Source organism: Pseudomonas sp. 30_B (assembly GCF_017491605.1).
Taxonomy (GTDB): domain Bacteria; phylum Pseudomonadota; class Gammaproteobacteria; order Pseudomonadales; family Pseudomonadaceae; genus Pseudomonas.
This window is the reverse complement of the sequence record NZ_JAFGYY010000040.1, coordinates 1-16,959: the sequence shown is the minus strand read 5'-3', so window position 1 is coordinate 16,959 and position 16,959 is coordinate 1. Positions and strand designations below refer to the sequence as shown.

Below are 16,959 nucleotides of genomic sequence, written 5' to 3'. Positions count from 1 at the left end.
CGAGAGCTAATAGAGAAGAATGGTGCGGACGGAGAGACTCGAACTCTCACAGCTTGCGCCACCGGAACCTAAATCCGGCGTGTCTACCAATTTCACCACGTCCGCAGGGAACCGCAGAAACGAAAACGCCAGGCTTTGGGCCTGGCGCTTCGGAATATGGGGTGGACGATGGGAATCGAACCCACGACACCAGGAGCCACAATCCTGTGCTCTACCAACTGAGCTACGCCCACCATATTACACTTGCTTGTACCGAACGCCACTTGGCGCACCCGGCAGGACTCGAACCTGCGACCATCCGCTTAGAAGGCGGATGCTCTATCCAGCTGAGCTACGGGCGCTTTAAGTGGCGGCAACCCTTGCTAAGCAGACTCAGTGAAACCACTGAATCGGTTGGCACCGCCTTCGTCTTTCGTTTCAGGCTGTGCTCGGCAAGCGGGGCGCATGTTATCGATGCGCCCATACCCCGTCAACAACTTTTTTAAAAAAAATTCAAAGAGATAAAGGAGTTACGGCAAATCGAGGGTGCCCGCCTTTGCCTTATGAAGGCAGCGTGCGAAAATGTGCGCCTTCTTTTCAGCCGCCTTAATGGTTATCCCCCCGACATGACTGCAAAACTGATCGACGGCAAAGCGATCGCCGCCAGCCTCCGCCAGCAGATTGCCCAACGCGTCAACGAACGCCGCCAGCAAGGACTGCGCATCCCCGGCCTGGCTGTGATCCTGGTCGGCAGCGACCCCGCCTCTCAGGTCTATGTCGCGCACAAGCGCAAGGACTGTGAAGAGGTCGGCTTCATCTCCCAGGCGTACGACCTCCCCGCCAGCACCACCCAGGAAGAGCTGCTGGGCCTGATCGACCGCCTGAACGCCGACCCGGCCATCGACGGCATCCTGGTGCAGCTCCCCCTCCCCGCCCACCTCGATGCCTCCCAACTGCTGGAGCGCATCAGCCCGGACAAGGACGTGGACGGCTTCCACCCCTTCAACATCGGTCGCCTGGCGCAGCGCATCCCGCTGCTGCGCCCCTGCACCCCGAAGGGCATCATAACCCTGCTGGAAAGCACCGGCGTCGATCTGTACGGCATGGACGCAGTGGTCGTCGGCGCCTCCAACATCGTCGGCCGCCCGATGGCGCTGGAACTGCTGCTGGGTGGCTGCACCGTCACCGTGACCCATCGCTTCACCCGCGACCTGGCCGACCACGTACGCCGCGCCGACCTGGTGGTCGTGGCCGCTGGCAAGCCGGGCCTGGTCAAGGGCGAATGGATCAAGGAAGGCGCCATCGTCATCGACGTGGGCATCAACCGCCAGGAAGACGGCAAGCTGGTGGGCGACGTGGAATATGACGTGGCCGCCGAGCGCGCCAGCTGGATCACCCCGGTGCCGGGCGGTGTCGGCCCGATGACCCGCGCCTGCCTGCTGGAAAACACCCTGTACGCCGCCGAGCATCTGCACGCCTGATACGCTCGCGACGCACAAGAAAAAGGCCGCTGATCAGCGGCCTTTTTCATTTCCAGGGGGCGAACTTACTCGGCCAGACGCCAGGTAGTGCCGCCCTTGCCGTCTTCCAGCACCACACCCAGAGCGGTCAGCTCGTCGCGGATGCGGTCGGATTCGGCCCAGTTCTTCGCCGCGCGGGCATCCAGGCGCGCCTGGATCAGCGCCTCGACCTGAGCGGCGTCAACCTTGCCGGCCGCGCCCGCCTGGAGGAACTCGTCGGCGTCCAGCTGCAGCACGCCCAGCAGACCGGCCAGCTCGCGCAGGCGCGCCGCCAGTGCGGCAGCCGCAGCCGGCTCACTGTCGCGCAGACGATTGATCTCGCGGGCCATCTCGAACAGCACGGCCACGGCTTCCGGCGTACCGAAGTCGTCGTCCATCGCCGCGGCGAAACGCTCGACGAACGCCTCGCCACCCGCGGCAGCAACCTGCGGCAGGCCGCGCAGCGCGGTGTAGAAACGCTCCAGCGCGCCCTTGGCTTCCTTCAGGTTGTCTTCGGAGTAGTTGATCGGGCTGCGGTAGTGGCTGGAGACCAGCAGGAAGCGCACGACTTCCGGGTGGTACTTCTCCAGCACTTCGCGAATGGTGAAGAAGTTGCCCAGGGACTTGGACATCTTCTCGCCGTCCACGCGCACCGCGCCGGCATGCATCCAGCTGGCCGCATAGAGCTTACCGGTGGCCGCTTCGCTCTGGGCGATCTCGTTCTCGTGGTGCGGGAACACCAGGTCCGGGCCGCCGCCGTGGATGTCGAAGGTTTCGCCCAGGCAGCAGGTGGACATCACCGAGCACTCGATGTGCCAGCCCGGACGACCGGCGCCCCAGGGCGACTCCCAGCTCGGCTCGCCCGGCTTGGCGCCTTTCCAGAGCACGAAGTCCAGCGGGTCTTCCTTGGATTCGTCGACCTCGATCCGCGCACCGATGCGCAGGTCTTCGATCTTCTTGCGCGACAGCTTGCCGTAGCCGGCGAACTTGCCGACCCGGTAATAGACGTCGCCGTTACCCGGCGCGTAGGCGTAACCCTTGTCGATCAGGGTCTGGATCATCGCGTGCATGCCGGCGATATGGCCGGTGGCGCGCGGTTCGATGTCCGGACGCAGGACCGACAGGCGCGCCTCGTCCTCATGCATCGCGGCGATCATGCGAGCGGTCAGGTCTTCGAACGATTCGCCGTTCTCCTGGGCGCGACGGATGATCTTGTCGTCGATGTCGGTGATGTTGCGCACGTAGGTCAGGTCGTAGCCGCGATGACGCAGCCAGCGGGCGATGACGTCGAACGCCACCATCACGCGGGCATGGCCGATGTGGCAGAAGTCGTACACGGTCATGCCGCACACGTACATGCGCACCTGATTGCCGACCAGCGGCTTGAAGGCATCCTTGGTCTTGGACAGCGTGCTGTAGATCTGCAAGTCAGCCATGCCTTACTGCCCCCAGGAATCGCGCAGGGTCACGGTGCGGTTGAACACCAGGGCGCCGAATTTGGAGTCCTTGGAGTCGGCGCAGAAGTAGCCCTCGCGCTCGAACTGGAAGCGATCGACGGCCGTGGCCTTGGCCAGCGACGGCTCGGCGCGGCAGCCCTTGAGCACCACCAGGGAGTCAGGGTTGATGTTGTCGAGGAAGCTGCCGCCCTCTTCGGATTTCTCCGGGTTGGCGGAGCGGAACAGGCGGTCGTACAGGCGCACTTCGCACTCCACGCTCTCGGCGGCCGGCACCCAGTGGATCACGCCCTTGACCTTACGGCCCTCGGGGTTCTTGCCCAGGGTGTTCTCGTCATAGCTGCAGCGCAGTTCGACGATGTTGCCATCGGCATCCTTGATCGCTTCGTCGGCACGGATCACATAGCTGCCGCGCAGGCGTACTTCGCCGCCCGGGACCAGGCGCTTGTAGCCAGCCGGCGGGACTTCCTCGAAGTCGCTGGCGTCAATGTAGATCTCGCGGCTGAACGGCAGCACGCGCATGCCCATGTCCTGCTTCGGGTGGCACGGCAGCTCGAGGATCTCGGTCTGGCCTTCCGGGTAGTTGGTGATCACCACCTTCAGCGGCTTGAGCACGCACATGGCACGGCTGGCGTTGGCGTCCAGGTCGTCACGGATGGCGAACTCCAGCATGCCGATGTCCACCACGCCGCCGGCGCGGTTCACACCGATCATGTCGCAGAAGTTGCGGATCGACGCCGGGGTGTAGCCGCGGCGGCGGTAGCCCGACAGGGTCGACATGCGCGGATCGTCCCAGCCGTCGACGTGCTTCTCGTCCACCAGCTGCTTGAGCTTGCGCTTGCTGGTGATGGTGTAGTTCAGGTTCAGGCGCGCGAATTCGTACTGGCGCGGCTGGGCCGGGACCGGCAGGTTGGCCAGGAACCACTCGTACAGCGGGCGGTGATCCTCGAACTCCAGGGTGCAGATCGAGTGGGTGATACCCTCGATGGCGTCCGACTGACCGTGGGTGAAGTCGTAGCTGGGGTAGATGCACCACTTGTCGCCGGTCTGGTGGTGATGGGCGTGGCGGATGCGGTAGAGGATCGGGTCGCGCAGGTTGATGTTCGGCGAGGCCATGTCGATCTTCGCGCGCAGCGAACGGGCACCGTCCGGGAACTCGCCGGCCTTCATGCGGGCGAACAGGTCCAAGTTCTCCTCCACCGAACGGTCACGGAACGGGCTGTTCTTGCCCGGCTCGGTCAGGGAACCGCGGTACTCGCGCATTTCCTCGGCGTTGAGGTCGCAGACGAAGGCCTTGCCGGCCTTGATCAGCTCCACCGCCCAGGCATGCAGCTGGTCGAAATAGTTGGACGCATAGCGCACCGGGCCGACCCAGTCGAAGCCCAGCCACTTCACATCGGCCTCGATGGCGTCGATGTACTCCTGGTCTTCCTTCGCCGGGTTGGTGTCGTCGAAGCGCAGGTGGCAGTCACCGCCGAACTCCTTGGCCAGGCCGAAGTTCAGACAGATGGACTTGGCGTGGCCGATGTGCAGGTAGCCATTGGGCTCCGGCGGGAAGCGGGTGACGATTTTCTGGTGCTTGCCACTTTCCAGGTCGGCCGCAACGACCGGGCGCAGGAAGTTGGCGGCAACAGTGGCTTCTTTCGTATCGGCGGTAGGCTTGCTCATGGTGTCCTTGATCATGCTGTTGTTCGGCCAGGGTAGGCCAGCCAAACCAAAGCGCTTATCATAGCCGAAGCTGTCAACCCCCTGACAGGCCTTCGATTTTTCCAACCAGCGGAATTCCCTGATGACTACCACCGTCAAACTGCAGACCAACTTCGGCGATATCACCCTCGAACTCTTCGACGACAAGGCGCCGGAAACCGTGGCCAACTTCAAGGAGTATGTGAAGGCCGGCCATTACGACAACACCGTTTTCCACCGCGTAATCAACAACTTCATGATCCAGGGCGGCGGTTTCGAGCCGGGCATGAAGCAGAAGGCCACCAACAAGCCGATCAAGAACGAAGCCAACAATGGCGTCGGCAACAAGGTCGGCACCGTCGCCATGGCCCGCACCATGGAGCCGCATTCGGCCAGCGCGCAGTTCTTCATCAACGTCGCCGACAACGACTTCCTCAACCACAGCGCACCGACCGTGCAGGGCTGGGGCTACTGCGTGTTCGGCCAGGTGAAGGACGGCATGGACGTGGTCAACAAGATCAAGGGCGTGGCCACCACCATGCGCTCCGGCCACCAGGACGTACCGGCCGACGACGTGATCATCGAGAAAGCCGAAATCCTCGGCGAGTGAGTCGATGAGCGTCCTGTTCATCTCGGACCTGCATCTCGAAGCGGAACGCCCGGACATCACCCGGGCGTTCTTGCATTTCCTCGCCACCCGCGCCCGCTCGGCCGAATCGCTGTACATCCTCGGCGACTTCTTCGAAGCCTGGATCGGCGACGACGGCATGGATGAGTTCCAGCACTCCATCGCCCGTGCCCTGCGTGAATTGTCCGATAGCGGCACACGCATCTACCTGATGCATGGCAATCGCGACTTCATGATCGGCAAGGCGTTCTGTCGCGAGGCCGGCTGCACCCTGCTGCGCGACCCGAGCCTGATCGACCTGGACGGCGAAAAGGTGCTGCTGATGCACGGCGACAGCCTGTGCACCCTCGACGCGGCCTACATGAAGCTGCGCCGCTGGCTGCGTAACCCGCTGACCCTGTTCATCCTGCGCAACCTGCCCCTGGCCACCCGCCACAAGCTGGCGCGCAAGCTGCGCAAGGAAAGTCGCGCGCAGACGAGCATGAAAGCCAGCGAGATCGTCGATGTCACCCCGGCGGAGGTGGAGAAGATCATGCGCGACAAGGGTGTGCGCATCCTGATCCACGGCCATACGCACCGCCCCGCCGTCCACGAACTCGAACTGGACGGCCGCCCCGCCCGGCGCATCGTCCTCGGCGACTGGGACCGCCAGGGTTGGGCCCTGGAAGCTGACGAGCAGGGACTGCGGCAGGCGCCCTTCCCTCTCTGAACGACCGGCCACCGCAAGGGTGGCCTTCTGACGCAAACCCACCCGCACTGTGAGACATTTCTTCTTGACCAGCACCGGCGGCCTTGCGCAGCATTCCCGGTTTGCTCAATCAAGGAAGAAACATGTTCAGCAAGGGAAATCTCATCAAGTTCGGCGCCCTGCCCCTGGCATTGGTCGTCGCCGCCTTCATTCTGTTCAACGGCGTCTTCTTCTATAACGAAGCCGGCTACATGACCCACGTGCGGACCATCTTCGGCGACGAGAAGATCGTCGACGACGTCGGCTACGCCACCAAATGGTTCGGCCGCGCCACCACCTGGAAGAAAGCCATCAGCGTGCAGTCCGTGCTGGTCATGGACGAGAACGACAACAACCCCGACAACGACGCCCTCGGCGCCACCATCGAAGCCTTCCCCATAGTCTTCCTCGGCAACGTCGACGCCAAAGTCGAATCCTCCGCACGCTTCCGCCTGCCCGGCGGCGACCAGTTCCTGAAGATGGCTCAGGAATATCGCAACCCGGACAACTTCATTCGCACCGCACTGGTTCCGGCGATCAAGGAAACCCTGCAGGCCACCGCCTCGCTGATGACCGCCGACGATTACTACGCCGGCGCCCGCAGCGAGTTCGCCGCAGAGTTCGAGAACCAGCTCAACGACGGCCTGTACCTGATCAAGCGCAAGGAAGTCCGCGGCCCGCGCGGCGCCGTTCCGCACCAGACCGCCATCCTCCAGGCCGGCACCGAACAGGGCAGCTTCGGCGACAACAACGCCAGCCAGTTCGTTACCGAGAAGGTCACCGACGCCAAAGGCATCCCGGTGCGCAAGCAGCAGCAGTTCCGCAAGTTCGGCGTGGAAGTGGTGGAAGCGCGCATCACCAACGTCGACCCCAATCCGCAGTACAAGCAGCGCATGGTCAAGGTCCAGCAGGCCCTGGCCGAGCTGGCCGTGGCCCGGCAGAACCGCCTCAAGGAAGAGGAAGAGAAGCTGCTGGTCACCGCCCGTGGCGAGAAGGAAGTGGAAGCCAAGCGCCAGGAAACCCTGCGCGACCAGATCGAGCGCACCACCCAGGCAGAAACCGAGAAGCAACTGGCGGTGATCAACGCCGAACGCGAGAAGCAGCGCGCCGAGATCGAGAAGCAGACCGCCGAGCTGCTGCGCGACAAGGCCACCGTGACGGCACAGGCCACCAAGATCACCGCTGACGCCGATGCCTATGCCCGTGAAGCGGTGATCAAGGCGGACGGCGCACTGCAGCCCAAGCTGGATGCCCTGATCGCCATCAACAAGGTGTGGGCCGAAGCCGCTGCCCAGGCGCCCGTACCCAGTGTGATGATGGCCGGCGGCCCGACCAGCGCCAGCAGCCGCCAGGACGAGATCGGCCAGCTGATGGGCGTGCTGGCGACCAAGGCCGCACGGGACCTGGCGCTGGACCTCAAGGTAAAGGACTGAGTTTTGCTTTTTATGTAGGAGCGAGCTTGCTCGCGAACCAGCCCAGCGCCAGAGCTGCCGGAAAATCTGTTCGCGAGCAAGCTCGCTCCTACGAAGAACCGAGAAAAAAGCGCCCTGGTGGGCGCTTTTTTGATTCCAGCGAGCGGCTCAGGCTGCCTGCTCCACCGGTATACCGCTGTGGAAGCGGAACTCGCTATCCGGCGACTGGATCAGGCCCGCCTCCACCTCGCGAATCTCCACCACCCGGCGATCGATGTCCGCGTCGTCGCCATAACGGCGCGCCAGGCTCAGGTAACCCTGGAAGTGCCGGGCCTCGGACTTGAGCAGCGAGCCGTAAAACTTCGCCAGGTCCGCATCCAGGTGATCCACCAGCGCGGCGAAGCGCTCGCAGCTGCGGCACTCGATGAAGGCACCGACGATCAGGGTATCCACCAGCTTCTGCGGTTCATGATTGCGCACCACGGCGCGCAGGCCGGAGGCGTAGCGGCTGGCGGAAATCGGCCGCAGCGGAATGCCGCGCTTCTTCAGGATCGCCAGCACCTGCTCATGGTGGCGCAGCTCCTCGCGGGCCAGGCGCGACATGAAGTTCACCAGCTCCTCATGGGCGCTGTACTTGGCGATCAGAGCCAGGGCGGTGCTGGCGGCCTTGAACTCGTTGTTCTTGTGGTCGATCAGCATCACCGCCTGATCCTGCAGTGCGGCTTCCACCCACGCATCCGGCGTGGCACAACCGAGGAATTCCCTGATTTCAGACAGCATGCTCAACTCCAACGAAGCCTTCCACCGGCTGGCCGGTGTCATAAATGCGGGGCATTATACGAATGCCGCCGCGCGGAACCAGCGTCCGCCCTTGATATGCCTCAACGTCATGACGGCGATATCCCGACTACAGTTGTTCCACATAAACAACGCGCACGAAGGGAGACGATCATGCAAGCCATCCGTAGCATCCTCGTAGTCGTGGACCCCGACCAGCCGGACGGTCTCGCCTTGAAACGGGCACGCCTGATCGCCAGCGTCACCCAGTCCCACCTGCACCTGCTGGCCTGCGAGAAACGCGGCGACTGCACGGCGGCGCTGGAAGAGGTCACCCAGGGGCTGCGCGAGGAAGGCTTCAGCGCCTCCAGTCGCCAGTTCTGGAAGGACAGCCTGCAGAACACCATCATCGCCGAGCAGCAGGCTGAAGGCTGCGGCCTGGTGATCAAGCAGCACTTCCCCGACAACCCGTTGAAGAAAGCACTGCTGACTCCGGACGACTGGAAGCTGCTGCGCCACTGCCCCTCCCCCGTGCTGCTGGTGAAGACCAACCAGCCCTGGGCCGGACGCAACATCCTCGCGGCGGTGGACGTGGGCAACAGCGACACCGAGCACCGCACCCTGCACGCCGGCATCGTCAGCCATGCCTATGACATCGCCGGGCTGGCCCACGGCGAGCTGCATGTGATCAGCGCCCACCCCTCGCCGATGCTCTCGGCCGCCGACCCGACCTTCCAGCTCAGCGAGACCATCGAGGCCAAGTACCGCGAGGCCTGCCGGGCGTTCCAGGCCGAGTACGGCATCGACAACGACCACCTGCATATCGAGGAAGGCCCGGCCGACGTGCTCATCCCGCGCGCGGCGCACAACCTGACGGCGGCCGTGACGGTGATCGGCAGTGTGGCGCGCACCGGATTCTCCGGCGCCCTGATCGGCAACACCGCCGAAGTGGTACTGGATGCGCTGGAAAGCGACGTGCTGGTGCTCAAGCCGGACGACATCATCGCCCACCTGGAAGAACTGGCCGCCCAGTCCTGACAGGATGCAACCTGTAGGAGCGAGCTTGCTCGCTCCTACGAAGAGCACAAAAAAGCCGCCCATCGGGCGGCTTTTTCATGCGGACGACTTCAGACCCGCGAGTCCATCCCCTCGGCCAGGAAGCGCGGGGCGATATAGCGCTCGTAGTGCGCCTCGGAAAGGATGAAGAACTCCTTGTCGATGGCATCGCGCAGGTCCGGCAGCGGCCAGCCGCGGAATTCCGGCAGCAGCGCCAGGCCATAGGCCTCCACCTGGTTGATCATCCGCGAACCGCGGGCGATCAGCTGGTAAGCCCAGCAATACGGCGACTGTTCGGGTACGAAGCGGATCTGCCGCTGCTCCAGCTGGGTACGCAGGCGCTGCGCATCGAAGACTTCCAGCTTGGCCATCATCACCTGGGTCAGCAGAGCCTCCAGGCGGCTCAACACCGAGCGCTTCTCCTCGTCGCTGTAACCGTTCCAGTTCACCACTTCATGGTGGAAACGCTTGCAGCCACGACAGACCAGATCGCCGTAGACCGTCGAGCAGAGCCCGACGCAGGGAGTTTTGATGCGCTGAGAAGACATGAGGGAACGTATGGCGGGCAAAACGGCATAGTAGTGTCCGAGGGGTCTCATCGCAAACCACATCTCCGCCCCTGGACACGACCATTGTCTAGGCAGGATCACCCGTGCTGGGGTCGCAATCCGGCTTACCAACGCCGTTTTTTTCCATTAGAATCCCTTCGCCTTTTTGGCGTCATTGTCCGAAAGAAGCTGTTTTCAAAGCGTCACGAAGCACAGATTCCGGCAGCCGCGCGGTCTGGGCGCTCCCCTCAAGCGTCCAGCCCCATCAGTTCCAGGCCTCCCCGGCGTAAAACTTTGAAAACAGCTTCTGCCCGGAGATCGCCGGTGCCGTCGTAGGTCAGTGGATTACCGTCCACCATGCCTGACGAATGGATCGGAGGGGTCTCCTGGATACGCGTCCTCCGGGACCACTGATGAGGGAAATACTGTGCTTGAAGCCTATCGCAAACACGTAGAAGAGCGTGCCGCCCAGGGCGTCGTGCCCCAGCCGCTGAACGCCGAGCAGACCGCTGGTCTGGTCGAACTCCTGAAGAACCCGCCGGCCGGCGAAGAAGAATTTCTCCTCGACCTGATCACCAACCGCGTGCCGCCGGGTGTCGACGAAGCCGCCTACGTCAAGGCCGGTTTCCTCTCCGCCATCGCCAAGGGCGAAGCCACTTCCCCGCTGTTGACCAAGACCCGCGCCATTGAGCTGCTGGGTACCATGCAGGGCGGCTACAACATCGCCACCATGGTCGAGCTGCTGGACAGCGCCGAGCTGGCCGAAGTTGCCGCCGAGCAGCTGAAGCACACCCTGCTGATGTTCGACGCCTTCCACGACGTCGCTGAGCGCGCCAAGAAAGGCAACGCCGCCGCCAAGGCCGTGCTGCAGTCCTGGGCCGAAGGCGAGTGGTTCAAGGCCAAGCCGGCCGTCTCCGAGAAGCTGACCCTGACCGTGTTCAAGGTCCCCGGCGAAACCAACACCGACGACCTGTCCCCCGCTCCGGACGCCTGGTCTCGCCCCGACATCCCGCTGCACGCCCTGGCCATGCTGAAAATGGCCCGTGACGGCATCGAGCCGGTCCAGCCGGGCGTGGTTGGTCCGCTGAAGCAGATCGAAGCCGTCAAGGCCAAGGGCTTCCCGGTTGCCTACGTCGGTGACGTGGTCGGCACCGGTTCGTCCCGTAAGTCCGCCACCAACTCGGTGCTGTGGTTCTTCGGCGACGACATCCCCTACGTTCCGAACAAGCGCGCTGGCGGCTTCTGCTTCGGCACCAAGATCGCCCCGATCTTCTACAACACCATGGAAGACGCCGGCGCCCTGCCGATCGAATTCGACTGCACCAACCTGGCCATGGGCGACGTCATCGACGTGTACCCGTACGAAGGCAAGGTCGTGCGTCATGACAGCGGCGAAGTGGTCACCACCTTCGAGCTGAAGACCCCGGTTCTGCTGGACGAAGTCCGCGCCGGCGGCCGTATCCCGCTGATCGTTGGCCGTGGCCTGACCGAGAAGGCCCGCGCCGAGCTGGGTCTGGCTCCGTCCGACCTGTTCAAGAAGCCGGAAGCGCCGGCCGACAGCGGCAAGGGCTTCACCCTCGCCCAGAAGATGGTTGGCCGCGCCTGCGGTCTGCCGGAAGGCCAGGGCGTGCGTCCGGGCACCTACTGCGAACCGAAGATGACCACCGTCGGTTCCCAGGACACCACCGGCCCGATGACCCGCGACGAGCTGAAAGACCTGGCTTGCCTGGGCTTCTCCGCCGACCTGGTGATGCAGTCCTTCTGCCACACCGCTGCCTATCCGAAGCCGATCGACGTCAAGACCCACCACACCCTGCCGGACTTCATCATGACCCGCGGCGGTGTCTCCCTGCGTCCGGGCGACGGCATCATCCACAGCTGGCTGAACCGCATGCTGCTGCCTGACACCGTCGGCACCGGCGGCGACTCGCACACCCGCTTCCCGATCGGCATCAGCTTCCCGGCCGGTTCCGGCCTGGTCGCCTTCGCCGCGGCCACCGGCGTCATGCCGCTGGACATGCCGGAATCGGTTCTGGTGCGCTTCAAGGGCAAGCTGCAACCGGGCATCACCCTGCGTGACCTGGTCCATGCGATCCCCTACTACGCCATCCAGGCTGGCCTGCTGACCGTCGAGAAGAAAGGCAAGAAGAACATCTTCTCCGGCCGCATCCTCGAGATCGAAGGTCTGAACGACCTGACCGTCGAACAAGCCTTCGAGCTGTCCGACGCCTCCGCCGAGCGTTCGGCTGCCGGTTGCACCATCAAGCTGCCGGAAGAGGCTATCGCCGAGTACCTGAAGTCCAACATCACCCTGCTGCGCTGGATGATCGGCGAAGGCTACGGCGACGCCCGCACCCTGGAGCGCCGCGCGCAAGCGATGGAAGCCTGGCTGGCCAACCCGCAACTGCTGGAAGCCGACAAGGACGCCGAGTACGCCGCGGTCATCGAGATCGACCTGGCCGACGTCAAGGAGCCGGTACTCTGCGCGCCGAACGACCCGGACGACGCCCGTCTGCTGTCCAGCGTCGAAGGCCGCAAGATCGATGAAGTCTTCATCGGTTCCTGCATGACCAACATCGGTCACTTCCGCGCTGCCGGCAAACTGCTGGACAAGGTCAAGGGTGGCATTCCGACCCGTCTGTGGCTGGCTCCGCCGACCAAGATGGACGCCCACCAGCTGACCGAAGAAGGCTACTACGGCATCTACGGCAAGGCTGGCGCGCGCATGGAAATGCCGGGCTGCTCGCTGTGCATGGGTAACCAGGCTCGCGTACAGACCGGTTCCACCGTGGTCTCCACTTCGACCCGTAACTTCCCGAACCGTCTGGGCGACGCCACCGACGTGTTCCTGGCATCTGCCGAGCTGGCCGCTGTCGCTTCGATCATCGGCAAGCTGCCGACCGTCGAGGAGTACATGGCCTACGCGAAGGACATCGACAGCATGTCTGCCGATATCTACCGCTACCTGAGCTTCGACCAGATCGCCGAGTTCCGCGAAGCGGCAGCCAACGCGAAGATCCCGGCCGTTCAGGTCTGAGTGATCCCAGCGTGATGAAAAGCCCCGCCTGAGTGCGGGGCTTTTCTTTTGCAGTGCCGAAATAGAGCGGCCGGAGCCGGTACTCACGATGGGGCTAATACTTATTGACCGTTGCGCCCGTGGCCCGCGTGGCTAAGGTGTCAGCAGGCCCTGCCATTTCCGTGCTCAGGTGCCCTTGATGGAACCCTCCAGAGGTGCGCTCCCTCCCTCTGAGCCCCGCCCTTGTGGCGGGGCTTGTTTTTTCCGCCGAGCCTGGCACACCCCTTGCTGTACGGCCTGCAACAGGCAGCCCAACGGCGGGCCCTGAAAGACGATGACGTCGCCTCCTCCGCCCATCGACGGCCGGAGCAGCGGCGTCCTTTGCCTTCAGAGGTGGAAATGATCGACAGCACCAGCGGCCGCCCGGACAGCCTGGCCTGGGTCGCCGGCTCCGACGCACCGGAGAAGAGCGTACTGAACCTGGGCTTCATGGCCCTTACCGACTCCGCCTCCCTGGTGGTTGCGGCCACCCAGGGCTTCGCCCAGCCCTACGGCCTGACCCTCAACCTGCAGCGGCAGAGCTCCTGGGCCGGCCTGCGCGATCGCCTGCTCAGCGGCGAACTGGACGCGGCGCAGGGACTCTACGGCCTGATCTATGGCATGCAGCTCGGCCTGGGCGGCACCCCTGCCACCGACATGGCCGTGCTCATGGGATTGTGCCAGAACGGCCAGTCGATCAACCTCTCCGCACCGCTGATGCGCGACGGCGTGACCTGCGCTGAAGCACTGCGCCAGCACGCGCGCCACAACGGTGCACCGCTGACCCTGGCGCACACCTTCCCCACCGGCACCCATGCCCTGTGGCTGTACTACTGGCTGGCCGCCCACGGCATCCACCCGCTGCGCGATGTGCGCTCCCTGGTGGTGCCGCCGGCACAGATGGTGGAACACCTGAAGGCCGGACGTATCGACGGCTTCTGTGCCGGCGGCCCCTGGGGCGCCCTGGCGGTGGACGAAGGCCTGGGCTTTACCCTGGCAACCAGCCAGCAGATCTGGCCGGACCACCCGGAAAAGGTGCTGAGCACCACCCGCGCCTTCATCGAGCACTACCCCAACACCGCCCGCGCCCTGGTGATGAGCCTCCTCGACGCCAGCCGCTTCATCGAGGCCAGCGAGGACAACCTGCGCAGCGCGGCGCAACTCATCAGCGGGCAGGACTACGTCGACGCTCCGCTCTCCAGCATCGAACCGCGCCTGCTCGGCCGCTACCAGGACGGCCTCGGTCATGCCTGGCAGGACGCCCATCCGCTGCGCTTCTTCGACGGCGGCCAGGCCAATTTCCCCTGGCTGTCCGATGGCATGTGGTTCATGACCCAGTTCCGCCGCTGGGGCCTGCTGCGCGAGGACGTCGACTACCTCGGCATTGCCCGCCAGGTGCAACAGCTCGACCTGTACCGCGCAGCTGCCGAAGCCGTTGGCGTCACCGTGCCGAGTGCTGACATGCGTCGCTCGACACTGATCGACGGCCGCGTCTGGGACGGCAGCGATCCGGTCGGCTATGCCCATGGCTTCGAATTGAATGCCCTGACGGAGCGAGACTGAGCATGCTGCGCGTCCTGCTGATCAACGACACCCCGAAGAAGGTCGGGCGCCTCAAGGCGGCACTGGTGGAGTCCGGTTTCGATGTGGTCGACGAATCCGGTCTCACCGTCGACTTGGCGCAACGCGTGGAAGCCCTGCACCCGGACGTGATCCTTATCGACACCGAATCCCCCGGCCGCGATGTGCTGGAACAGGTGGTACTGGTCAGCCGCGACCAGCCGCGACCCATCGTCATGTTCACCGACGAGCACGACCCGCAGGTGATGCGCCAGGCCATCCGCTCCGGGGTCAGCGCCTACATCGTCGAGGGCATCCAGGCGCAGCGCCTGCAACCGATCCTCGACGTCGCCATGGCCCGCTTCGAGAGCGACCAGGCACTGCGCGCGCAACTTCAAGCCCGTGAGCAGCAGTTGGCCGAGCGCAAGCGCATCGAACTGGCCAAGGGACTGCTGATGAAGATGAAGGGCTGCGCCGAGGAAGAGGCCTATACCCTGATGCGCCGGCAGGCCATGGGGCGCCAGCAGAAGCTGGTGCAGGTGGCTGAGCAGATCATCGCCATGCACGAAATGCTCGGGCACTGACAGGCCATCTGCCAGCGGCGGCATCCCGCGATCAGAAAGCCAGCGCAGTTGCTGGCCCCCATCCGTGCGACGACTGCGTATCCTCCGCGCGCCGCGCAAACGTGCGGCTCCTCGCTTCCATCGACTGACCATGGAAGTCCGTAGTGCGACCCGCCGACCAGGAACCGGCCGGTCGCATCCGCCCCTTCGTGAGCGAGACAGCATGATCGATCTTTCCACCTGGAACCTGACAATCCCCAGCGACCCCCGCCCCACCGAAATCACTACCCAGCAACTGCAGAACGGCTACCAGAGCCGCTACTTCAAGCGCGACGGCGACACCGTCGTGTTCTGGGTGCCGGTCAACGGCTCCCACACCGAGGACAGCACCTACCCGCGCACCGAACTGCGCGAGACCAAGCGCGACGGCAGTATCTACAACTGGTACTACACTGGCGGCGACAACGAGTTGCGCGCTACCGTCAGCGTCGGCCGCGTGCCCTCGCAGAACAAGATCATCATCGGCCAGATCCACAGCAAGTCGCCCACCAGCGGCGACGGCGAGCCACTGGTGAAGCTGCAGTACTACTACCACCCCGACACCCAGACCGGCAGCGTCGAAGCCCTGGTGCGCAATCACCCGGACGACAGCGTCAGCAAGAACATCCCGCTACTCAAGGATGTGCGCCTGAACGAGCGCGTCACCTACAGCCTGCGCGTGACCTCCACCGGTCAATTGGGCCTGCGCGCCGAAAGCGCGGATGGTGAGCAGCAGTACTACCGCCAGGCCCTGAGCTCGACCTGGAGCAAGCAGCTGCTCTACTTCAAGGCAGGCGCCTACATCAGCGACAACAAGGGCACCGACGACGAGGGAGGCCGCGTGACCTTCTACCACGTCAACCTGGCGCACTGACGTCCCCATTCAGCCCGCCAATGGCGCTGCGAAACCGGCGGCGGGCTCCGTACAATGGCGCACTCCCTGTGATCCGAGAGCGCCCCATGGCCCGCCTGAAACTGGAATTCCCCGAAGAACTCTTTCTCTACGAAACCAAGCTGACCGTGCGCGTCACCGACATCAACGGCGCCAACCACCTGGGCAACGACTCGATGATCTCGATGATTTCCGAGGCCCGCGCACGCTTCCTGTTCGACTACGGCATCCGTGAGACCGGCATCATCGTCACCGACCTGGCCACCACCTACCGCGCCGAGGCCCACGCCCGCGACCAGCTGCTGTTCGAGGTTGGCGTCATGGACTTCAACAAGTACGGCGGCGACATCATCTTCCGCATCACCCGCCCGGCGGACGGCACCCTGGTCGCCATGGCCAAGTCCGGTTTCGTGTTCTTCGACTACGAGACCGGCAAGGTCATGCCCATTCCCGCCGCGTTTCGTGACGCATTCCCCAATGTGAACTGGATCGCCTGAACCACACCGGGCACGGGTACTGGCAACGCGCTATACCTCTGGAGCCGTAAACCGAATCGCCATCAGAGGAGAACCTCCAATGCCGTCCTTCCTTCGGGTGGGCGCGCTGTCCGGCTGTCTGTGCCTGCCTATCCTGACCCTGCCCGCGCCGAGTTCGGCTGCGGACACCGATCCCCTGCAACGCGGCCGCTATCTGGTGCAGATCGCAGGCTGCAACGACTGCCACACCCCCGGCTACGCCATGGCCCCCGAGAAAGTCCCGGAAAGCACCTGGCTCACCGGAGACCAGTTGGGGTGGAGCGGCCCCTGGGGCACCACCTACCCCGCCAACCTGCGCCTGTACATGCAGGCCTACAGCGAAGAGCAGTGGCTGACCAACGCGCGGCAGGCGAATTTCCGCCCGCCCATGCCCTCCCACGTGCTGCGCATAATGAATGACGACGACCTGCGCGGGATCTACCGCTACGTTCGCCAACTGGGGCCGGCCGGACAGGTCGCCCCCGCCTACCTGCCGCCGGGCAGCGCTCCCAAAGGTCCGGCGGTTGTTTTCCCTTCCCCGCCCACCCAGTGACCCGCCGCCCCAACGG

At 64.3% G+C, this 16,959-nt stretch carries 15 protein-coding genes and 3 tRNA genes; 11 read left to right on the top strand and 7 right to left on the bottom strand.

The features are described 5' to 3' along the window. Window positions 1-20: 20 nt before the first annotated feature. From J5M67_RS26075 to J5M67_RS26065, 3 genes are all read right to left on the bottom strand, one after another. Window positions 21-105, bottom strand: a tRNA-Leu gene (locus J5M67_RS26075). A 52-nt stretch (window positions 106-157) separates the two neighbouring features. Further along, window positions 158-233 (bottom strand) — tRNA-His (locus tag J5M67_RS26070). A 31-nt stretch (window positions 234-264) separates the two neighbouring features. Then, a tRNA-Arg gene (locus tag J5M67_RS26065) sits at window positions 265-341 on the bottom strand. Window positions 342-605: 264 nt separating this feature from the next. On the opposite strand from J5M67_RS26065, the gene folD reads away from it, so the two are divergent. Further along, window positions 606-1,460, top strand: a complete 855-nt coding sequence (gene folD, locus J5M67_RS26060; protein WP_207888316.1) for a bifunctional methylenetetrahydrofolate dehydrogenase/methenyltetrahydrofolate cyclohydrolase FolD — start codon at window positions 606-608, stop codon at window positions 1,458-1,460. Window positions 1,461-1,525: 65 nt separating this feature from the next. Here folD and cysS read toward each other — a convergent pair whose 3' ends face one another. Further along, window positions 1,526-2,914, bottom strand: coding sequence for a cysteine--tRNA ligase (gene cysS, locus J5M67_RS26055; RefSeq protein WP_207888315.1), 1,389 nt, complete (start codon window positions 2,912-2,914; stop codon window positions 1,526-1,528). Between the two features lie 3 nt (window positions 2,915-2,917). After that, the gene (locus J5M67_RS26050) at window positions 2,918-4,600 is read right to left on the bottom strand and encodes a glutamine--tRNA ligase/YqeY domain fusion protein (protein ID WP_207888324.1); all 1,683 of its coding nucleotides are present in this window, start codon (window positions 4,598-4,600) and stop codon (window positions 2,918-2,920) included. 121 nt (window positions 4,601-4,721) lie between these two features. On the opposite strand from J5M67_RS26050, the gene J5M67_RS26045 reads away from it, so the two are divergent. The 3 genes from J5M67_RS26045 to J5M67_RS26035 all read left to right on the top strand — a co-directional run bounded on the left by J5M67_RS26045 (window position 4,722) and on the right by J5M67_RS26035 (window position 7,406). Beyond that, entirely contained in the window at window positions 4,722-5,228 is a 507-nt protein-coding gene (locus J5M67_RS26045; RefSeq protein WP_207888314.1) for a peptidylprolyl isomerase, read from the top strand. 4 nt (window positions 5,229-5,232) lie between these two features. Next, window positions 5,233-5,955 (top strand): UDP-2,3-diacylglucosamine diphosphatase, encoded by a 723-nt coding sequence (gene lpxH / locus J5M67_RS26040; protein ID WP_207888313.1) that lies wholly within the window; start codon window positions 5,233-5,235, stop codon window positions 5,953-5,955. A gap of 122 nt (window positions 5,956-6,077) precedes the next feature. Further along, window positions 6,078-7,406, top strand: coding sequence for an SPFH domain-containing protein (locus tag J5M67_RS26035; RefSeq protein WP_207888312.1), 1,329 nt, complete (start codon window positions 6,078-6,080; stop codon window positions 7,404-7,406). 147 nt (window positions 7,407-7,553) lie between these two features. Here the strand turns inward: J5M67_RS26035 and J5M67_RS26030 are convergent, their stop codons facing one another. Then, window positions 7,554-8,171: a tRNA-(ms[2]io[6]A)-hydroxylase gene (locus J5M67_RS26030; protein ID WP_207888311.1), complete on the bottom strand. Its 618-nt coding sequence runs from the start codon at window positions 8,169-8,171 to the stop codon at window positions 7,554-7,556. A 165-nt stretch (window positions 8,172-8,336) separates the two neighbouring features. Here J5M67_RS26030 and J5M67_RS26025 point away from each other — a divergent pair, with 165 nt between their 5' ends. After that, a complete protein-coding gene (locus tag J5M67_RS26025) occupies window positions 8,337-9,200 on the top strand; it encodes a universal stress protein (RefSeq protein ID WP_207888310.1) in 864 nt (287 codons plus the stop codon). 89 nt (window positions 9,201-9,289) lie between these two features. On the opposite strand, the gene J5M67_RS26020 is transcribed toward J5M67_RS26025, so the two are convergent. Further along, window positions 9,290-9,766, bottom strand: coding sequence for a DUF1289 domain-containing protein (locus J5M67_RS26020; protein WP_207888309.1), 477 nt, complete (start codon window positions 9,764-9,766; stop codon window positions 9,290-9,292). 427 nt (window positions 9,767-10,193) lie between these two features. Here J5M67_RS26020 and acnB point away from each other — a divergent pair, with 427 nt between their 5' ends. The 6 genes from acnB (at window position 10,194) to J5M67_RS25990 (ending at window position 16,943) form a co-directional block, all read left to right on the top strand. Next, entirely contained in the window at window positions 10,194-12,803 is a 2,610-nt protein-coding gene (gene acnB / locus J5M67_RS26015) for a bifunctional aconitate hydratase 2/2-methylisocitrate dehydratase (RefSeq protein WP_207888308.1), read from the top strand. 378 nt (window positions 12,804-13,181) lie between these two features. Then, window positions 13,182-14,384 (top strand): CmpA/NrtA family ABC transporter substrate-binding protein, encoded by a 1,203-nt coding sequence (locus tag J5M67_RS26010; protein ID WP_207888307.1) that lies wholly within the window; start codon window positions 13,182-13,184, stop codon window positions 14,382-14,384. A gap of 2 nt (window positions 14,385-14,386) precedes the next feature. Then, window positions 14,387-14,965 (top strand): ANTAR domain-containing response regulator, encoded by a 579-nt coding sequence (locus tag J5M67_RS26005; protein WP_207888306.1) that lies wholly within the window; start codon window positions 14,387-14,389, stop codon window positions 14,963-14,965. Between the two features lie 202 nt (window positions 14,966-15,167). After that, entirely contained in the window at window positions 15,168-15,857 is a 690-nt protein-coding gene (locus J5M67_RS26000) for a polysaccharide lyase family 7 protein (protein ID WP_207888305.1), read from the top strand. A gap of 86 nt (window positions 15,858-15,943) precedes the next feature. Beyond that, complete coding sequence (locus J5M67_RS25995) at window positions 15,944-16,372, top strand: thioesterase family protein (RefSeq protein ID WP_207888304.1); 429 nt, start codon at window positions 15,944-15,946, stop codon at window positions 16,370-16,372. 79 nt (window positions 16,373-16,451) lie between these two features. Continuing rightward, window positions 16,452-16,943, top strand: coding sequence for a cytochrome C (locus J5M67_RS25990; protein ID WP_207888303.1), 492 nt, complete (start codon window positions 16,452-16,454; stop codon window positions 16,941-16,943). Window positions 16,944-16,959 lie beyond the last annotated feature (16 nt).